General features: G+C 71.6%; 14 protein-coding genes and 1 tRNA gene. 9 read left to right on the top strand and 6 right to left on the bottom strand.

What is annotated here, in order from left to right; translation table 11 throughout:
• Nucleotides 1-83 precede the first annotated feature (83 nt).
• A complete protein-coding gene (locus tag IH50_RS0131535) occupies nt 84-1,511 on the top strand; it encodes a diaminopimelate decarboxylase (RefSeq protein ID WP_078914158.1) in 1,428 nt (475 codons plus the stop codon).
• A 67-nt stretch (nt 1,512-1,578) separates the two neighbouring features.
• Here IH50_RS0131535 and IH50_RS0131530 read toward each other — a convergent pair whose 3' ends face one another.
• Together IH50_RS0131530 and IH50_RS0131525 are read right to left on the bottom strand one after the other, a co-directional pair.
• Nucleotides 1,579-2,163, bottom strand: a complete 585-nt coding sequence (locus IH50_RS0131530; RefSeq protein ID WP_078914157.1) for a hypothetical protein — start codon at nt 2,161-2,163, stop codon at nt 1,579-1,581.
• A gap of 116 nt (nt 2,164-2,279) precedes the next feature.
• Nucleotides 2,280-3,125, bottom strand: coding sequence for a MurR/RpiR family transcriptional regulator (locus IH50_RS0131525; protein WP_030870025.1), 846 nt, complete (start codon nt 3,123-3,125; stop codon nt 2,280-2,282).
• Nucleotides 3,126-3,402: 277 nt separating this feature from the next.
• Here IH50_RS0131525 and IH50_RS0131520 point away from each other — a divergent pair, with 277 nt between their 5' ends.
• The gene (locus IH50_RS0131520; protein WP_030870022.1) at nt 3,403-5,124 is read left to right on the top strand and encodes an LCP family protein; all 1,722 of its coding nucleotides are present in this window, start codon (nt 3,403-3,405) and stop codon (nt 5,122-5,124) included.
• Nucleotides 5,125-5,209: 85 nt separating this feature from the next.
• A complete protein-coding gene (locus IH50_RS0131515) occupies nt 5,210-5,632 on the top strand; it encodes a hypothetical protein (RefSeq protein WP_030870019.1) in 423 nt (140 codons plus the stop codon).
• A 339-nt stretch (nt 5,633-5,971) separates the two neighbouring features.
• Here the strand turns inward: IH50_RS0131515 and IH50_RS0131510 are convergent, their stop codons facing one another.
• Nucleotides 5,972-7,360 carry a cystathionine beta-synthase gene (locus tag IH50_RS0131510; RefSeq protein WP_030870016.1) on the bottom strand — a complete coding sequence of 463 codons (1,389 nt, stop codon included), beginning with the start codon at nt 7,358-7,360 and terminating at the stop codon, nt 5,972-5,974.
• Nucleotides 7,361-7,524: 164 nt separating this feature from the next.
• Here IH50_RS0131510 and IH50_RS0131505 point away from each other — a divergent pair, with 164 nt between their 5' ends.
• The 3 genes from IH50_RS0131505 (at nt 7,525) to IH50_RS0131495 (ending at nt 11,470) form a co-directional block, all read left to right on the top strand.
• The gene (locus IH50_RS0131505) at nt 7,525-8,550 is read left to right on the top strand and encodes an SGNH/GDSL hydrolase family protein (RefSeq protein WP_030870014.1); all 1,026 of its coding nucleotides are present in this window, start codon (nt 7,525-7,527) and stop codon (nt 8,548-8,550) included.
• 620 nt (nt 8,551-9,170) lie between these two features.
• Complete coding sequence (locus IH50_RS0131500) at nt 9,171-10,391, top strand: acetyl-CoA C-acetyltransferase (protein ID WP_030870011.1); 1,221 nt, start codon at nt 9,171-9,173, stop codon at nt 10,389-10,391.
• A 299-nt stretch (nt 10,392-10,690) separates the two neighbouring features.
• On the top strand, nt 10,691-11,470 hold the full coding sequence (locus IH50_RS0131495) for a hypothetical protein (protein WP_030870007.1): 780 nt from the start codon (nt 10,691-10,693) through the stop codon (nt 11,468-11,470).
• A 34-nt stretch (nt 11,471-11,504) separates the two neighbouring features.
• Here IH50_RS0131495 and IH50_RS0131490 read toward each other — a convergent pair whose 3' ends face one another.
• Nucleotides 11,505-11,816 (bottom strand): hypothetical protein, encoded by a 312-nt coding sequence (locus tag IH50_RS0131490; RefSeq protein ID WP_199822172.1) that lies wholly within the window; start codon nt 11,814-11,816, stop codon nt 11,505-11,507.
• A 102-nt stretch (nt 11,817-11,918) separates the two neighbouring features.
• Here IH50_RS0131490 and IH50_RS0131485 point away from each other — a divergent pair, with 102 nt between their 5' ends.
• On the top strand, nt 11,919-12,149 hold the full coding sequence (locus IH50_RS0131485; RefSeq protein WP_030870003.1) for a DUF4287 domain-containing protein: 231 nt from the start codon (nt 11,919-11,921) through the stop codon (nt 12,147-12,149).
• A 71-nt stretch (nt 12,150-12,220) separates the two neighbouring features.
• Here the strand turns inward: IH50_RS0131485 and IH50_RS0131480 are convergent, their stop codons facing one another.
• Together IH50_RS0131480 and IH50_RS0131475 are read right to left on the bottom strand one after the other, a co-directional pair.
• Nucleotides 12,221-13,114: a Bax inhibitor-1/YccA family membrane protein gene (locus IH50_RS0131480; protein ID WP_030870001.1), complete on the bottom strand. Its 894-nt coding sequence runs from the start codon at nt 13,112-13,114 to the stop codon at nt 12,221-12,223.
• Nucleotides 13,115-13,554: 440 nt separating this feature from the next.
• Nucleotides 13,555-13,641, bottom strand: a tRNA-Leu gene (locus IH50_RS0131475).
• Nucleotides 13,642-14,031: 390 nt separating this feature from the next.
• On the opposite strand from IH50_RS0131475, the gene IH50_RS0131470 reads away from it, so the two are divergent.
• Both IH50_RS0131470 and IH50_RS0131465 read left to right on the top strand, forming a co-directional pair.
• Nucleotides 14,032-14,802: an ABC transporter ATP-binding protein gene (locus IH50_RS0131470; RefSeq protein WP_030869998.1), complete on the top strand. Its 771-nt coding sequence runs from the start codon at nt 14,032-14,034 to the stop codon at nt 14,800-14,802.
• 90 nt (nt 14,803-14,892) lie between these two features.
• The gene (locus tag IH50_RS0131465; protein WP_030869995.1) at nt 14,893-17,424 is read left to right on the top strand and encodes an ABC transporter permease; all 2,532 of its coding nucleotides are present in this window, start codon (nt 14,893-14,895) and stop codon (nt 17,422-17,424) included.
• Nucleotides 17,425-17,472 lie beyond the last annotated feature (48 nt).

Raw genomic sequence — 17,472 nt, 5'->3', positions numbered from 1 at the left:
GACGATTACTGCAGATATTCACATCCTCATCTCCTGAATAGAGCTAGTCAAGACGGGAACGCGTCGGCGCGGCCGGGTGAGGGATGTTTGGCCGGCCGTGTGCGGGCGAACATGGAGAGCACCGACGGGAGGGGGACACGGTGGCCCACGACGACGGCCGGACGGACGAGGGGGACGGGTACGCCGAGGGGCGGGCGGCCCGGCGGGACGCCGCGGTGCGGGCGGCCGTGGAGCAGGGGCTGCTGGGCGCCGGCACCCCCCTGGTGGCCCTGCTCGACGTGACCGGCATCCGGGAGTCGGCGGCCGGGCTGCGGGCGGCGTTCGAGGCGGTGACGGCGCCCGGCACGCCCGTGCTGCACGCCTTCGCGGTGAAGGCGTGCCCGCTGGTGCCGGTGCTGCGGCTGCTGCGCGCGGAGGGCATCGGCGCGGAGGTGGCCAGCCCCGGTGAGCTGGCGCTGGCGCGGGCGGCGGGGGTGGAGCCGGAGCGTACGGTCCTCGACTCGCCCGCCAAGACACCCGCCGAACTGCGGGAGGCGCTCGCGCTGGGCATCGCCGTCAACGCGGACAATCCGCAGGAGCTGGCCCGCCTCGACGCCCTGATGGCGGGATCCGGCTCCCGCTCCCCCGTCGGCATCCGGGTGAATCCGCAGGTCGGAGGCGGTTCCATCGAGGCGCTGTCCACGGCGACGGCGACGTCGAAGTTCGGGGTGGCGCTGCGCGACGAGGGTGCGCGGGAGTGGGTCGTACGGGCGTACCTGGACCGGCCGTGGCTGACCCGGCTGCACACGCACACCGGCTCCCAGGGCATCGCGCTGACGATGATGGCACGGGGGGTCGCCCAGACGTACGAACTGGCGGAGGAGATCAACCGGCGCGCGGGACGGCGGCAGGTCGACACGATCGACATCGGCGGCGGGCTGCCGGTGAACTTCGCCTCCGAGGTGAGCACACCGACGTACGGACGGTACGCGCGGCTGCTGGGCGAGACGGTGCCGGGGCTGTTCGACGGGCGGTACGGGCTGGTCACCGAGTTCGGCCGGTCGCTGCTGGCCAAGCACGGCACGGTGGTGGCGCGCGTGGAGTACGCCAAGAGCGCGGGCGGGCGTCCGGTCGCGGTGACGCACGCGGGCGCGCAGGTGGCGACGCGGACGGTGTACGCGCCGGCGTCATGGCCGCTGAGGATCGCCGCGTACGACGCGCAGGGGCGACCCAAGGAGGGCCCGGCGGTGGTGCAGGACGTGGCGGGACCGGCCTGCTTCGCGGGCGACCTGCTCGCCCGGGGGCAGTCGCTGCCCCTGCTGGAACAGGGCGACTACGCGGCGGCGCTGGACACGGGCGCGTACTACTTCGCCCACCACTACGCCTACAACTCGCTCCCCCGCCCCGGCGTCCACGGCTTCACCCCGGACGGCGCGGGAGGCGTCACCTTCGCGACGGTACGCACCGCCCAGACGATCGAGGAGATCGTGGCCGAATCGGGCGCCGCCCACACCGACGCCCTGCTCCCCTAGCCGCACACCCCCGCCGCGCGGACGCGGGCACGCCAGGCCCCGGCGCGCCCGCGCGGAACCACGACACTCAGGCCGGCACGGCAACCCTGCGGCGGGAGCCGCCCGGTGCCGCGTCGCCCGCCGCGACACCGGTCGTCCGGTACCCCTTGACCACCTTGCCCGCGGGCCGCCCCGCCCCCGCGCGGAGCCAGTCGACGCGTACCCACAGCAGCACCTCGTCCGCCCGCTCCAGGCGCCCGATCCAGGCCGCCTTCAGCCACAGCCCCGCCCCGCACCCGGCGAGCAGCAGACCACCGGCGGCGGGTACCGCGAACGACGTGCCCAGCGCGGCGACGAAGGCGAGCAGCAGCCACCAGCGGTGCCCGCGGCGCCAGTTGCGGACGGTCACCGCCCGGTCCTGGAGCACGTCGTGCCTGCCCGCCCGGGCCGCCGACCGGGCCAGTGCGCGGTACCGTCCCCGCCGCCCGTACGCCACGACGGCCGCCGCCACGAGGAACAGCGCGGCGCCCGCCAGTACACCGATCCGGCGCCCGGTCAGTCCCGGCACCAGCACCCCGGTGCCCGCCGCGACCACTCCCGGCCACCACAGTGGTGCGGCCCCGGCCCGTACGACGACGGCCACCCGGGCCAGTCCCTGTCCTCCACGCGTCACGTCCGGCCTCCCGTCCTCCGATGCCTGTGCATGTCCTAGGGGACGGACGCTAGCGACGCAAGGTGAGACGAGTCTGAGAACGCGGACGGGCCACTCCCGCCGGTATCCCCGTACCGTCAGTCCACGAACAGCCCGCGCGCCGCCGCCTTCGTGTCGAACTCCTCCAGCCGTGCCTGCGCGTCGGGCAGGTCGTCGCACATCGCCTCCAGCAGCACCCGGCCCAGCAGCATCGGCGCGCACGCCGTGTCGAAGGCGAGCCCGGTGCCGACGGCGGCGGGCAGCAGCAGGTCGGACACCTTGGCGACCGGTGCGAAGGGGGAGTCGGCGACGGTGACCACGGTCAGTCCCGTCTCCTTGGCGTGGGCAAGGGCGTCGACGACCTCCCGGGGATGCCGGGGCAGCGCGAAGCACAGCAGGGCGCTCGCCCCGGCCCGCGCGGCGGCGTCGATCCGGTCGTGGAGCATCGTGCCGCCCTCGTTGAGCAGCCGTACGTCCGTGTGGACCTTGGCGGCGAAGTAGGCGAACCCGTGCGCCTGGGCCGCCGCGGCCCGCAGCCCCAGCACGGGCAGCGGCCGGCTCCCCGCCAGGACCCGCCCGGCCTGCCGCACCGGCCGGGGGTCGGCCAGCACCTCCGCCAGATGCCGCAGGTTCTCGATCTCGGCCTCGACGGCCTGCTGGTACTCGTTGTACGAGCCGGTCTCCGGCGCCGGTTCGGCGGGCGCGACCTCGCGCAGGTGCCGGCGCAGGGCGGGGTAGCCGTCGAAGCCGAGGGCGACGGCGAACCGGGTCACGGACGGCTGGCTGACCCCGGCCAGTTCGGCCAGTTCCACACTGGACAGGAACGGCACGTCGGCGGCGCGCCGCACCATGCTGTGCGCGATGCGCCGCTGGGTCGGCGTCAGCCGGTGCCCCTCGAAGAGCGCCTGGAGACGCGCGGCAGGGCTCTCGGTGCCGCCACTCATGACCTGAATCCCCCTAGGACGCCTCTACGCCTCGGCCTATTCATCCATCGAAATTCCTGCATACCGTTATACAGGCGGCTGCGGGACCACGCCGACCGCACGCCGCGATGGGGGGAGATCGCACACTGTGCCCGTTTCGGCGACAGAACCGGAATTTGACGATTCTGCTACGACGTCACCACATCTTGAACCGGCCGGATAGCGTAACTCGTCGAACAAGAGAGCGCCTTGGGGCGCAGGCGACCCATGTGGCACCCGACGGAGGACTGGTACAGGCGTGGACGCGCGAAGTCGTGGGCAGGCGGACGGAACCGACCCTGCCGACCAGTGGGTACTCAACCCTGATACCGGCGAGTACGAACTGCGGCTGAACGATTCAGCGGAGCAGCCGAAGACACCCCGCCCCCGCAGCGCCCCGCACCCCGGTTCCCCCGCGCCCGCCCGCGTCCCCGGCCAGCGTGGCCGCCGCACCGCACCGGCACCCGCGCCGAAGGCCGTACCCGAGGACGCGCCGGAGGACGCACCCGGCCACGGCCGCCGCAAGCGCAAGCCGAAGCGGAGCGGCAAGAAGAAGGCGCTGATGTGGACGGGAGGCGTCCTCGGCCTGGTCCTCGTGGGCGGTTCGGCGTTCGCGTACTACTGGTACGACCGCCTCTACGGCAACATCGACACCATCGACATCGGTGACGTGGGCAGTGACGAGGCCGTGGCGGACGGGCCGGTCAACCTCCTGGTCATCGGCAACGACGTCCGCACCGGCGAGGGCAACGAGGCCTACGGCAACCGGACCAACGTCACCGGCCACGCCGACACCACGCTCCTCTTCCACGTGTCCGAGGACCGCACCAACGCGACCGTGATGAGCATCCCCCGCGACCTGATGATCGACATCCCGGACTGCGAGTCCAAACAGTCCGACGGTTCCGTCAAGAAGATCCCCGGCTCGACGGTCCCCACCAAGTTCAACGAGTCCTACGGCGTCAACGGCCGCGATCCGGGCTGCACCATGCTCACCGTCGAGGAGATCACCGGCCTCGAACTCGACCACTTCATGATGTTCGACTTCAACGCGGTCAAGACGCTGTCCACCGCGGTCGGCGGCGTCGAGGTGTGCCTGGACGAGCCCATCAAGGACCTGGACGGCGGCTCCGGACTCGATCTGCCGGCCGGGGAGAGCACCATCCAGGGCGAGGACGCGCTCTCCTTCCTCCGCAACCGGCACGGTCTGAAGAACGAGAGCGACCTGGACCGGATCAAGATGCAGCAGAAGTTCGTCGCGTCGATGCTCCGGCAGCTCAAGGAGGACACGCTGGACAGCCCGTCGAAGATGCTCGACGTCGCCGACGCGGCCACCAAGTCCCTCACCGTGGACAAGGGCATAGGCAGCCCCAGCAAGCTGCTCGCCCTCGCCAAGGAACTCGGCAAGATCGACCTGAAGAACATCACCATGATGACCATGCCGGTGATCGACAACCCGGACGAGCCCACGCCCGTCACCGTCGTGCCGCACCCGACCGAGGCCCCGAAGCTCTTCAGCATGCTGCAGAACGACGTCTCCCTCACCGAGGTGAAGAAGAAGGAGAAGGACGCCAAGAACAAGCAGGCCGAGCTGCTGGAGGGCACGCGGGCGGAGGCGTCCGAGATCCGCGTCGACGTCCTCAACGGCGGCGGCCCGGCCGGCGCCGCGCAGGACACCCTGGCCTGGCTGCAGACCAGCCAGGGCGTGGCCAGATCCACCAACAAGGGCAACGCCCCGTCCGACGTCGACAAGACCCTGCTGGAGTACGCCCCGAACCAGGCCGACCAGGCCCGCAAGCTCGCCGACCTGATGGGTCTGCCCGCCTCGGCCATGAAGCCCGGCACCAAGGACGCCGACGCGACGACCCCGATGACGCTCACCCTCGGCTCCGACTTCAAGAAGGCCGGCACCCCCATCGCCCCGCCGAAGAAGGTCGACGTGGAGCAGTCCCACGCCGACGAGAAGATGTGCAAGAAATAGCGGCGCGGCGAACCCGAGGCCGAGAGGGGGGTTACCCCCAGTGTCATCGGTCTCCCGCCTGCCTACCGTGGACCGCATGACGGGAATGGACGCGCGGGACACCGAGCTGAAGAAGGAACTCGACGCCTCCCTGCAGGCCCGCAGGGAGCTGGGCGAGGAGTACGAGTCCGCGCTGGTCGACTCGTTCCTGGAGAAGGTCGATCAGCGCATCGACGGCGTGGTGGAGCGCCGGGTGCGCCGGCAGTTCGCCGAGCAGCGGATGACGGCGGCCCGGGACTCGCGGTCGCCGCGGGCCACGGACTCCTGGGGCGAGCGCTTCGGCTTCGGCATCGTCTCGCTGGTCCTGGCGGTGCCGCTGTCCGCCATCGGCGGGGGCGTGGCCGACCTGCCCGGAATGCTGGCCGCCTGGCTGGGCATCGTCGGCGTCAACGTCGTCCAGGCCGCCCGGACCAATCCGGGCCTGTTCGGCCGCCGCAAGGCCTCCCGCGACGACGACTGGGAGGACTGAGACCGTCTGCGCGGGGACCGCCGCACCCCCGTCGCCGGGGGGGCGGGACGACGGCGGTCCCCGCGGGGGACGCGCACCCGTTGAGGCAGGCTGCGCGTCCGAGGCGTCCGTGGAGGTCCGGGAGCCGCTCCGGAGGTCCTTCGACGCCGTTCGCCGCCGGCCGGAACGGGGAGCCGCTCCCGTTCCGCCGACACCCACCAATCTGCCGGACCCGTGTTAAGCGAGTGCTGCGCGGACGTGACACGCTCGTACCACTTCCGCGAAGTCCACGAAGATCACGAACGCGCCGGCACCCGGCCGTTCACCGCGGGTTCACCGGCGGTTCCGTCCGACGCCCCGTCACTTCCCGGTCTTGGCGAGGAAGGACAGCAGGTCCTGGCGGCTGACCACACCGGTCGGCTTGCCCTCGACGAGGACGATCGCCGCGTCCGCCTTGCCGAGCACGGCCATCAGGTCCGCGACGGGCTCACCGGAGCCGACCTGCGGCAGCGGCGCGGACATGTGCTTCTCCAGCGGGTCGTCCAGCGAGGCGCTCTTGCTGAACAGCGCGTCCAGCAGCTCCCGTTCCACCACCGAGCCGACGACCTCGGCGGCCATCACGTCCGGATGGCCGGCGCCCGGCTTGACCACCGGCATCTGCGAGACGCCGTACTCGCGCAGCACCTCGATGGCCTGGCCGATCGTCTCCTCGGGGTGCATGTGGACGAGGGAGGGGATGTGGCCGCCCTCCTTGTCGTTCAGGACGTCGGCGACGCGGGCGCTGGGGCCGGCGTCCTCCAGGAAGCCGTAGTCGGCCATCCACTCGTCGTTGAAGATCTTGCTGAGGTAGCCGCGGCCGCTGTCCGGCAGCAGGACGACGACCACGTCGTCCTCACCGAGCCGCGAGGCCACCTCGAGGGCCGCCACGACCGCCATGCCGCAGGAGCCGCCGACCAGCAGGCCCTCCTCCTTGGCGAGCCGCCGGGTCATCTGGAAGGAGTCCTTGTCGGAGACGGCGACGATCTCGTCCGCGACGTCACGGTCGTACGCGGTCGGCCAGAAGTCCTCGCCGACGCCCTCCACCAGGTACGGCCGCCCGGAGCCGCCGGAGTACACCGAACCCTCGGGGTCCGCGCCGATGACCTTCACCCGGCCGTCGCTGGCCTCCTTCAGGTAGCGCCCGGTCCCGGAGATGGTGCCGCCGGTGCCGACGCCAGCCACGAAGTGGGTGATCTTCCCTTCCGTCTGCTCCCACAGCTCCGGGCCGGTGGAGTGGTAGTGGGAGAGCGGGTTGTGGGGGTTGGAGTACTGGTCCGGCTTCCAGGCCCCCGGCGTCTCGCGGACCAGCCGGTCGGAGACGTTGTAGTAGGAGTCGGGGTGCTCGGGGTCCACGGCGGTCGGGCAGACGACGACCTCGGCGCCGTAGGCCCGCAGGACGTTGATCTTGTCCGTGGAGACCTTGTCCGGGCAGACGAAGACGCACTTGTAGCCCTTCTGCTGGGCCACGATGGCGAGTCCGACCCCGGTGTTGCCGCTGGTCGGCTCGACGATGGTGCCGCCGGGCTTGAGCTCCCCGCTCTGTTCCGCCGCCTCGATCATGCGCAGGGCGATGCGGTCCTTCACGGAGCCGCCCGGGTTGAAGTACTCCACCTTGGCCAGGACGGTGGCCCTGATGCCCTTGGTCACGCTGTTGAGCCGCACCAGCGGGGTGTTGCCGACGAGGCTGATCATCGAGTCGTGGAATTGCACCGTTGTCTCCGGATGCTGCAAAAGGGGTGGTCGTAGTGGTGCTGTCAGCCTAGGCCCTCACCGGCCCGAACCCGGCCGGGTCGTTCACTCGCTGTGGGGATTGGAGCACGGTCCGTACGGGGCAAGCACTGGGTGTACGGGGTTCGAGGAGGTGGCGGCGAGGGATGACGGGCTTGTCGAGGGCGAGGGTGGCCCGGCGGATCGCGGCCGGCGCGGCGTACGGCGGCGGGGGCATCGGACTGGCCGGGGCGGCCGCCGTGGGACTCCTGGTGGCCGAGGCCCAGCTGGCGCGGCGCCGGGTGGGCAACGGGACGACTCCTCACGTGCCGAACGCGGACGGGCTGTACGGCGCGGCGTACACGGTGCCGGGGGAACCGGCGCTGCGGCTGACGATGCTGGGTGACTCCACGGCGGCCGGGCAGGGCGTGCACCGGGCCGGGCAGACACCGGGCGCGCTGCTGGCGTCGGGGGTCGCGGCGATCGCGGAACGCCCGGTGGGGCTGAGCACGGTCGCGGTGCCCGGGGCCTGTTCCGACGATCTGGACCGGCAGGTGACGCGGGCGCTGGCGGACCCTTCCCGGGTGCCGGACATCTGCGTGATCATGGTCGGCGCCAACGACGTCACCCATCGGATGCCGCCCACCCGTTCCGTACGCCATCTGTCCTCGGCGGTACGGCGGCTGCGGACGGCCGGTGCGGAGGTGGTCGTCGGCACCTGCCCCGACCTCGGCTCGGTCGAGCCGGTGCGGCAGCCGCTGCGCTGGCTGGCCCGGCGGGCCTCGCGGCAGCTGGCGGCGGCGCAGACGATCGGGGCGGTCGAGCAGGGCGGGCGGACGGTGTCGCTGGGGGACCTGCTGGGGCCGGAGTTCGCGGCGAACCCGCGGGAGCTGTTCGGGCCGGACAGCTATCACCCCTCGGCGGAGGGGTACGCCACGGCCGCGATGGCGGTGCTGCCGACGGTGTGCGCGGCGCTGGGGCTGTGGCCGGCGGAGGAGGAGCGGCCGGACGCCGCGCGCCGCGAGGGGTTCCTGCCGGTGGCGCGGGCGGCGGCGGAGGCGGCGTCGGAGGCGGGCACGGAGGTCACCGCGGCGATGCCGGCGGGTGTGCGGGGGCCGTGGGCCCTCTTGAAGCGCCGTCGGCGCCGCAGGGTCACGGAGGCGGAGCCGGAGCCTTCGACCCAGTCGTCGTGACACCGGGCTCCTGCGGCAGGCAGCCGCCACAGCCCCCGCAGCCGCGGGCAGCCGCCATAGCTGCGGGCAGCCGCCATAGCTGCGGGCAGTCGTGCCGCTGGGGCGGCACGGGTGGGCGCAGCGGCACCCGGCAAGCACCGGCGAGCGACCCCACCCCCGGCCCGCACCAGTCACGGTGTCGGTGCGGGACGGGGGGAGCCGCGCAGCCCGGCGCCAACGGGGTGCCGTCGCGCCCACCCGTGCCGCCCTGCGGCACGACTGCCCGCGGAGAGCGGGGCGACTACCCGCGGAGAGCGGGGGCGCGGAGAGCAAGGGCGACTACCCGCGGAGAACGGGGGCGGCTGGCCGCGGAGAACGGGGCCGCGGAGAACGGGGGCGGCTGGTCACGGAGAGCGGGGCCGCGGAGAACGGGGGCGGCTGGTCACGGAGAGCGGGGCGGCGGAGTGGGCACGAGCGCAGCGCCCCGAGAAGACACAACGGAAAAGCAAGCGCTTAGACAGTTGCGGTCCATGTCACATCGCGTCAGTCGTGACCCCGCCCATACGTCCGGGTAACTTCCCAGGAGGTCCCGCACCAACCAACCGGTATGCCCTCCCGCCGCCCTCACCTCTGGAGCCGTGATGCCCGAAGCCGTGATCGTCTCTGCCGCCCGCTCCCCCATCGGCCGCGCCTTCAAGGGCTCCTTGAAGGACCTGCGCCCGGACGACCTGACCGCCACGATCATCCAGGCCGCCCTCGCCAAGGTCCCCGAGCTGGACCCGAGGGACATCGACGACCTGATGCTCGGCTGCGGCCTCCCCGGCGGCGAGCAGGGCAACAACCTCGGCCGTGTGGTCGCCGTGCAGATGGGCATGGACCACCTCCCCGGCTGCACCGTCACCCGCTACTGCTCCTCCTCGCTGCAGACCTCCCGCATGGCCCTGCACGCCATCAAGGCCGGCGAGGGCGACGTCTTCATCTCGGCCGGCGTCGAGACCGTCTCCCGCTTCACCAAGGGCAACTCCGACAGCCTCCCGGACACCCGCAACCCGCTGTTCGCCGAGGCCGAGGCCCGTACCGCCGCCGTCGCCGAGTCGGAGGGGGCGACCTGGCACGACCCGCGCGAGGACGGCCTGGTCCCCGACCCGTACATCGCGATGGGCCAGACCGCCGAGAACCTGGCCCGCCTCAAGGGCGTCACCCGCCAGGACATGGACGAGTTCGGCGTCCGCTCGCAGAACCTCGCCGAGGAGGCCATCAAGAACGGCTTCTGGGAGCGCGAGATCACCCCGGTGACGCTCCCCGACGGCACGGTCGTGAGCAAGGACGACGGCCCCCGCGCCGGCGTCACCATGGAGGGCGTGGCCGGCCTCAAGCCGGTCTTCCGCCCGGACGGCCTGGTCACCGCCGGCAACTGCTGCCCGCTCAACGACGGCGCCGCCGCGCTCGTCATCATGAGCGACACCAAGGCCCGCGAGCTCGGCCTCACCCCGCTCGCCCGGATCGTCTCCACCGGCGTCTCCGGCCTCTCCCCCGAGATCATGGGCCTCGGCCCGGTCGAGGCGAGCAAGCAGGCGCTGGGCCGCGCCGGCCTGACGATCGACGACATCGACCTGGTCGAGATCAACGAGGCGTTCGCCGCCCAGGTGATCCCCTCCTACCGCGACCTCGGCATCCCGCTGGAGAAGCTGAACGTCAACGGCGGCGCCATCGCCGTCGGCCACCCCTTCGGCATGACCGGCGCCCGCATCACCGGCACGCTGATCAACTCCCTCCAGTTCCACGACAAGCAGTTCGGTCTGGAGACGATGTGCGTCGGCGGCGGCCAGGGCATGGCGATGGTCATCGAGCGCCTCAGCTGAACTCCGTACCGCCGAACCCCCGTACCGCGGGCGCACGGTAGCCGTACCGGCACGTCCGGTGAAACCATGGCCCGGACCTCGGGAACCTCCGAGGCCCGGGCCTGTTCGTGATCCAATCTCCCCCAGGATGTGACCTATCTCCCTCGCTGCGGGGATTCACGCAGGTCAGAGCCGACCCCTTCTCGGGTGCACCCCCAAAGACCTGTCCGTTTCGTGACGTTACGCACTGACAGATGGTTAGTCCACCCTTCAAGCTGATGTAGGAAGTCGGGGGTCGACTTTGAACCGGGAGTACGTCAGTGAGCGCCATGCCGATCGCCCTGCTGATCACCACGGCCGCCACCGGCGCCGTGGGCGTCGCCGTCCTGCGCAGCATCATGGTGCTGCGCCGACAGGTCGCGGCCCTGCACACCGCGCTGGCCGAGAACGGCGCCGCGTCCGCGCGCGCGCACGTTCCCCCCGCCCGCACGGCCGGCACCGACGAGATACGCACCGCCGTGGCGGAGGCGCTCGCCGAGGAGCGGGAGCGCGAGCTCGCCGAGGCGCGGGCCTTCTGGGCCGCCCAGGAGGCGCGTGACGCCTCCGACGCGCCGTCCCTGCTGGGTCTGGCGGACAGCGAGCTGTTCCTGCCCCGGCAGGCCGATTTCGTGGGTCTGGAGCCGGTGGGCGAGCCGGGCGCGGACGTCGAGGAGCACGCCGGGGACTCCCCGGAGCTGGCCGCGGCCCGCCGCCGTCACCCCTCGCACCCGGACTTCGTACCGAACCCCTCGCCGGTCGTGAACGACCACGAGCGCACGGTGGCCGTCCTGGAGGAGCTGGCCGCCGCCCGGACCGAGCTGACCGACGTCCGTCCGGGCCCGCTGGGCACCCTCGACGTCTACGTCTTCGCCGACGGGACGACGCTGTGCATGACGCCGGGCCACCGCGAGACCGCCGAGCGGCTGGCGGCGGCCCTCGGCGCGGGCGAGACCCCGTTCCTGCTGGGCGGTTCCGGCGTCTCGGGGGCGTACACGCTGACGTTCTCCTGCGGCGAGGAGAGCGTCTACATCCTGGCGGACCGCGTCATCGCGTCCCTCTAGCCCCGAGCCGGCTCCCGGCCGGCTTCCGGGCCGCCTACACCCCGGCGCGCTCGCGCGCCTCCTCCACCAGCCGTACGGCCTCCCCGACCTCGTCCTCGTTCCTCAGTACGAGCGCCAGGTCGTGGCCGGCGACGGTGATCTGGTCGGCGGCGGCGAACATGCCCGCGTCGGGCATCTCGCGGGGCTCGGTGCCCGGTTCCTCGACGAGCTGGGTGCGCCGCGCCAACTCCCTGGCCAGGGCGAGCGCCTCGGCCGCACCGCCCCGCTGCAGCCTGCTCTGCGGCGCGGCCCGCAGACGGTCGGCGAAATGATCCACGGCACGGGTGAAGGGCGTCGTATCAACCACGCGGCGAGCGTACGCGGCGCGGCGGGACTGTTGCCAACGGGCCGACGCTCGGGCACGGTGACCTGAAGGACCGGCTTACATCCCATACGTCCGGAGGCGCCGATGTCCCACGTCCTCTCCGAGGAGACCCACCGCAACATGCTCGCCCGCATCCCCCACTGCACCGGCCGTGAGATCTCCGACTGGCTGCGCACCGTCGAAGAAGGCCCGGCGCTCTTCCGCTTCGAGGAGAAGGTCAGCTGGCTCCGGCACGAGTACGACCTGGCGTACGGCCACGCCAAGGCGATCGTCCACGAGTACGACCTGAGGAGGGCCGCACGCAAGCTGCTGTGACGCGTGCGGACACGACGAAGGGCCCCGGGTGAACCCGGGGCCCTTGTCCGTACCGCTGGACTGCTGGGAGGTCAGTCGCTGCTGTTGAGGATCGAGATGAGCCGCAGGAACTCCATGTAGATCCACACCAGCGTCAGCGTGAGGCCGAAGGCGGCGAGCCAGGCCTCCTCGCGCGGGGCACCGTAGGCGATGCCGTCCTCGACCTGCTTGAAGTCCAGGGCGAGGAAGCAGGCACCGAGGATGATGCCGATGACGCCGAAGACGACGCCGAGCGCGCCGCTGCGGAAGCCGAGGCCGTCACCGCCGCCGAACACCGCGAACAGCAGGTTCACGGCCATCAGCAGGATGAAGCCGAGCGCGGCCGCCATCACGAAGCCGTAGAAGCGGCGGTTGACGCGGATCCAGCCGGCCTTGTAGGCCACCAGCACACCGGCGAAGACCGCCATGGTGCCGATCACGGCCTGCATGGCCGCGCCGTCGGCGATGCGGTTGTCGACGATGTTGGAGATGACGCCGAGGAAGACACCCTCGAACGCGGCGTACGTCAGGATCAGCGCGGGCGTGGGCTTGCGCTTGAAGGACTGCACGAGCGCCAGGACCATGCCGATCAGCGCGGCGCCGATGCCGATGCCGTAGGACCGGTTGATGTTGGCGTCGTCGACCGGCAGCAGCGCCCAGGAGAGCGCCGCGGTGACGATGAGCACGCCGAGCGTGGTGGCCGTGCGCATGACGACGTCGTCGATGGTCATCCGGCCGGTGGTGGCCGGCGCCTGCGGCGGCGCGCCGTACTGCAGGTCCTGCTGCGCGTAGGGGTTCTGGGCGTACGGGTTGCCTGTCGGCTGCGCGTACGGGTTGGCCTGCGTGGCGACAGCGGGGCCCCCGGCCTGCGGCGCGGTGTTGAAGCCCGCGTAGCCGTTGTCGCGGCCGAACCCCCGTCGCGAGAAGACCGGGTTACTGCTCCTCATTTCACTCCTCCATGGCCACACAGCGCGGCCTTGGCTCAAGAGTAATAGGTAGGCAAAGGAATGACCCTAATGCTCAAGAAGGATCTTTCCCTCGTTGTGCTGCGCAACACGCTACGCGGCCGGGTGATTCCCTTCACGGTGAGGCACCGGACCATGACCGACCCGGTACCTCCCCGGAACCGGCCGGAGATCATCCGTTCACCTCCCCGACGGCCGCGTGGAGGCCCCTCCGGGCACGGCGGCGCCTTGGGGACCGCCGGGTCCCCCTCGCCGCACCCGGCCGACGGCACCGCGGCGGTCCCGGCGGCACCCGAGGACGCGCACCCACGCTCACGCGCGGGCGTCCGGTCGTCGAGGAGGCCGCGCGGGTGGTGCGCGGGTGGTGCGCGGAGGCCGGGAGCGCCGGTCCGCGGCCGGCGCGGGGGGAACGGCATACGTGGTGGTGCCCGGAGCCGGACTCGAACCGGCACGCCCGCTCAGGGGCAGCGAGGTTTAAGCTCGCCGTGTCTGCATTCCACCATCCGGGCAGGCCATGGGCTCCGCTTCGCGGTTCCGAGCCTATCGGTGGCCCTCCCGTCGACAGCGGCGGGAGGGACCGATCTTGTCTTATTTTATTGGCGCCTGAGGGTGCATCAGAACCGTGAACTCGCCGTCAGCACGTGCCAACAGCCTTGCGTGTGACACTCCGTCACGCACGTGAAATGACGGAATTTCACCGTCCGAACAGGGGCGCTCCACCCGTTCCGCGCGCCCCCGGCTCAGGGTCCGCCGTCATCCCCAGGTATGACACCGCGCCCGGCGGTCCCTCCCCAGTCGCCCCCCGGAACCGGAGCTGCGGGTGACTCCACGGCGGTGAGGAGGCGGAACGATGGACGACGTCCCCGAGAGCACACCGTCCCGACAGGAGCGTCCATCCCGTGACCACCGCATCCCTCGCCGACCGGACCACCGCCGTGGCCGCACGCGCCACGGAGCTTTCGAAGATCTACGGCCAGGGAGAGACCCAGGTGGTCGCCCTGGACCGGGTCTCCGTCGCCTTCCGGCAGGCCGAGTTCACCGCGATCATGGGCCCGTCCGGGTCCGGCAAGTCCACGCTGATGCACTGCGTGGCCGGCCTCGACACCTTCTCCTCCGGTTCCGTGCGGATCGGTGAGACCGAGCTGGGCTCGCTGAAGGACAAGCAGCTCACCAAGTTGCGCCGGGACAAGATCGGCTTCATCTTCCAGGCGTTCAACCTGCTGCCGACGCTGTCCGCGCTGGAGAACATCACCCTCCCGATGGACATCGCGGGCCGCAAGCCGGACAAGCAGTGGCTGGACACCGTGATCCAGATGGTCGGACTGTCGGAACGGCTGAGTCACCGGCCCACGCAGCTCTCCGGCGGTCAGCAGCAGCGGGTCGCGGTGGCGCGGGCGCTGGCGTCCAAGCCGGAGATCATCTTCGGTGACGAGCCCACCGGAAACCTCGACTCCCGTTCCGGCGCCGAGGTGCTGGGCTTCCTGCGCAACTCCGTGCGCGAGCTGGGGCAGACGGTGGTCATGGTGACGCACGACCCGGTCGCCGCCGCCTACGCGGACCGCGTCGTCTTCCTCGCGGACGGCCGGATCGTGGACGAGATGCACGGGCCGACGGCCGACTCGGTGCTCGACCGCATGAAGCGGTTCGACGCCAAGGGCCGCACCAGCTGACCCGTCCCCCTGAGGGCCGCATCAGCTGACCCGCCCCCGCCCCCGCCGCCCGCTCGCCCCTCCCCCGTACCGTCTGGACAGAGAAGACCCATGTTCCGTACCGCCTTGCGCAACGTCTTCGCGCACAAGGCCAGGCTGTTGATGACCGTGCTCGCCGTGATGCTCGGCGTGGCGTTCGTGTCGGGCACCCTGGTCTTCGCCGACACCCTCTCCAACGCCTTCCGCAACCAGTCGGCGAAGAGCTACGACGACGTCGCCGTCGCCGTCACCTCGTACGCCGACCCGGACAACCCCGAGGAGGCGCCCGGCCTGTCCGACGAGGACCTCGACCGGATCTCCGCCGTGGACGGCGTCGCCGGGGTGTACGGCCGCGTCGAGGGCTTCGCGGGCGTCGCCGACCCCGACGGGAAGCTGATCGGCGTCGGCTGGTCCAACAAGGGCTCCAACTTCGCGCCCGGCAAGGACGGCAAGGACACCGCGTACACGTTCACCGACGGCTCCGGCCCGGTGAAGGACGACCAGATCGCCCTGGACGAGGAGTCCGCGGCCAAGGGCGAGTACGAGGTCGGCGACCGGGTGCGCGTCGCGACCAACGGCCCGGTGAAGGAGTACACCCTCAGTGGTGTGTTCACCACCGAGGACGGCGCCGTCAACGCCGGCGGCAGCCTCGTCCTCTTCGACACCGCCGTCGCCCAGAAGCAGTACCTCCGGCAGGGCTACTTCGAGGAGGCCACCGTCGTCGCGGCCCCCGGCGCGGACGACGCGAGGATCCTCGCCGCGGTCGAGCCGCTGCTGCCGGACACCGCGGAGGCGCGGACCGGCAAGGCGCTCGCGGACGAGCAGGCCGACCAGATCGAACAGGGCATGGGCAACCTCAAGCAGATCCTGCTCGGCTTCGCGGGCATCGCGCTCTTCGTGGGCGTCTTCCTGATCTCCAACACGTTCACGATGCTGGTCGCCCAGCGCACCAAGGAGGTCGCCCTGATGCGCGCCGTCGGCGCGTCCCGCCGGCAGATCACCCGCTCGGTGCTCGCCGAGGCCGCGCTGGTGGGTCTGGTGGCCTCGGCCGTCGGCTTCGCCCTCGGCGTCGGTCTGGCCGTCGCACTGCGCTCCGGCATGGCCGCGTTCGGCATGAAGATGCCCGACGGCCCGCTGGTCCTGTCCGCCACCCCCGTGGTCGCGGCGTTCGCGGTGGGCGTGCTGATCACGGTGTTCGCCGCCTGGCTGCCCGGCCGCCGGGCCGCGAAGATCCCGCCGGTGGCGGCGATGAACAGCGTCCACGCGGTGGCCACCACCAAGTCGCTGGTGCTGCGCAACTCCATCGGTGCGGCGATCACCGCCCTCGGCGCGGCGGGGATCGTGGCGGGCGCCTCGACCGGCGGCGACGACGGCCGGATGTACATCGGCGCGGGCGCGTTCCTCGCCCTGATCGGCGTGATCATCCTGATCCCGCTGCTGTCCCGGCCCGTGATCGCACTCGTCCGTCCGCTGCTCGTCGGCCCCTTCGGCGTGGCCGGCAAGCTGGCCGGCCAGAACGCGGTCCGCAACCCGCGCCGCACCGGCGCCACCGCCTCGGCGCTGGCGATCGGCCTGACGCTGGTGACCGGCCTGTCGGTGCTCGGCGTCACGGTCGGCGCCGCCCTCGACAAGATGACCACGGACAACATCAAGGCCGACTACATGGTCTCGATGGCCAACGGCGGCGACCTCGACCGGTCCGCGCTGACCGCGCTGGAGAAGGCCGAGGGCGTCTCGGCCCTCTCACCGCAGCAGGACGCCTACCTCCAGGCCGGTGACGACTACGTCTCCGCCTCCGCGGTCACCCCGGGCGACATCCAGCAGGTCCTGACCGTCGACGTCGTCAGCGGCGACATCGGCTCGCTCGCCGAGGGGCGGATCGCGGTCGCCGAGAAGACGGCCGAGAGCAGGGGCTGGAAGCCCGGCGACCGCATCCCCTTCACCTTCGCCGACGAGAAGAAGGCGACGCTGACGGTCGGCGCCGTCTACAAGGACAGCGAGTTCCTCTCCCCCGTCCTCATCGACACCGCCGTGGTGAACAAGCACGAGGCGAAGCCGTACATCCCGCAGATCTTCGTGAAGGTCGACGGCGGCCAGTCCGCGGCGAACGAGAAGGTCCTCGTCGACGCGCTGGGCGACAACCCCGCGATCACCGTCATGGACCGGCAGGACATCCGCGACGAGTTCGGCGGCGCCATCAACACCCTGCTGAACGTCATGTACGGGCTGCTGGCGATGGCGCTGATCATCGCGGTGCTCGGCGTCGTCAACACCCTCGCGATGTCCGTCTTCGAACGGCAGCAGGAGATCGGCATGCTGCGGGCGATCGGTCTGGACCGACGCCGGGTGAAGCGGATGGTCCGGCTGGAGGCCGTCGTCATCTCGGTGTTCGGCGCGGTGGTCGGCATCGGTCTCGGCACGTTCCTCGGCTGGGCGATCGGCGAGACCATCGCCGAGGAGATCCCGGGGTACACGCTGGTCCTGCCCTGGGACCGGATCGGGATCTTCGTGGTGCTGGCCGGTCTGGTGGGCGTCCTGGCCGCGCTGTGGCCGGCCCGCAACGCCGCCCGGCTGAACATGCTGAGCGCGATCAAGGCCGAGTGACCTCGTCGCGACGCGGCACACCGAGGGCCGGGCTTCCCGTACGGGGGC

The organism is Streptomyces sp. NRRL S-37, from assembly GCF_000721605.1.
Lineage (GTDB): Bacteria > Actinomycetota > Actinomycetes > Streptomycetales > Streptomycetaceae > Streptomyces.
Note: the sequence above shows the minus strand (reverse complement) of the source record. Positions and strands in the feature narration are given on the sequence as shown.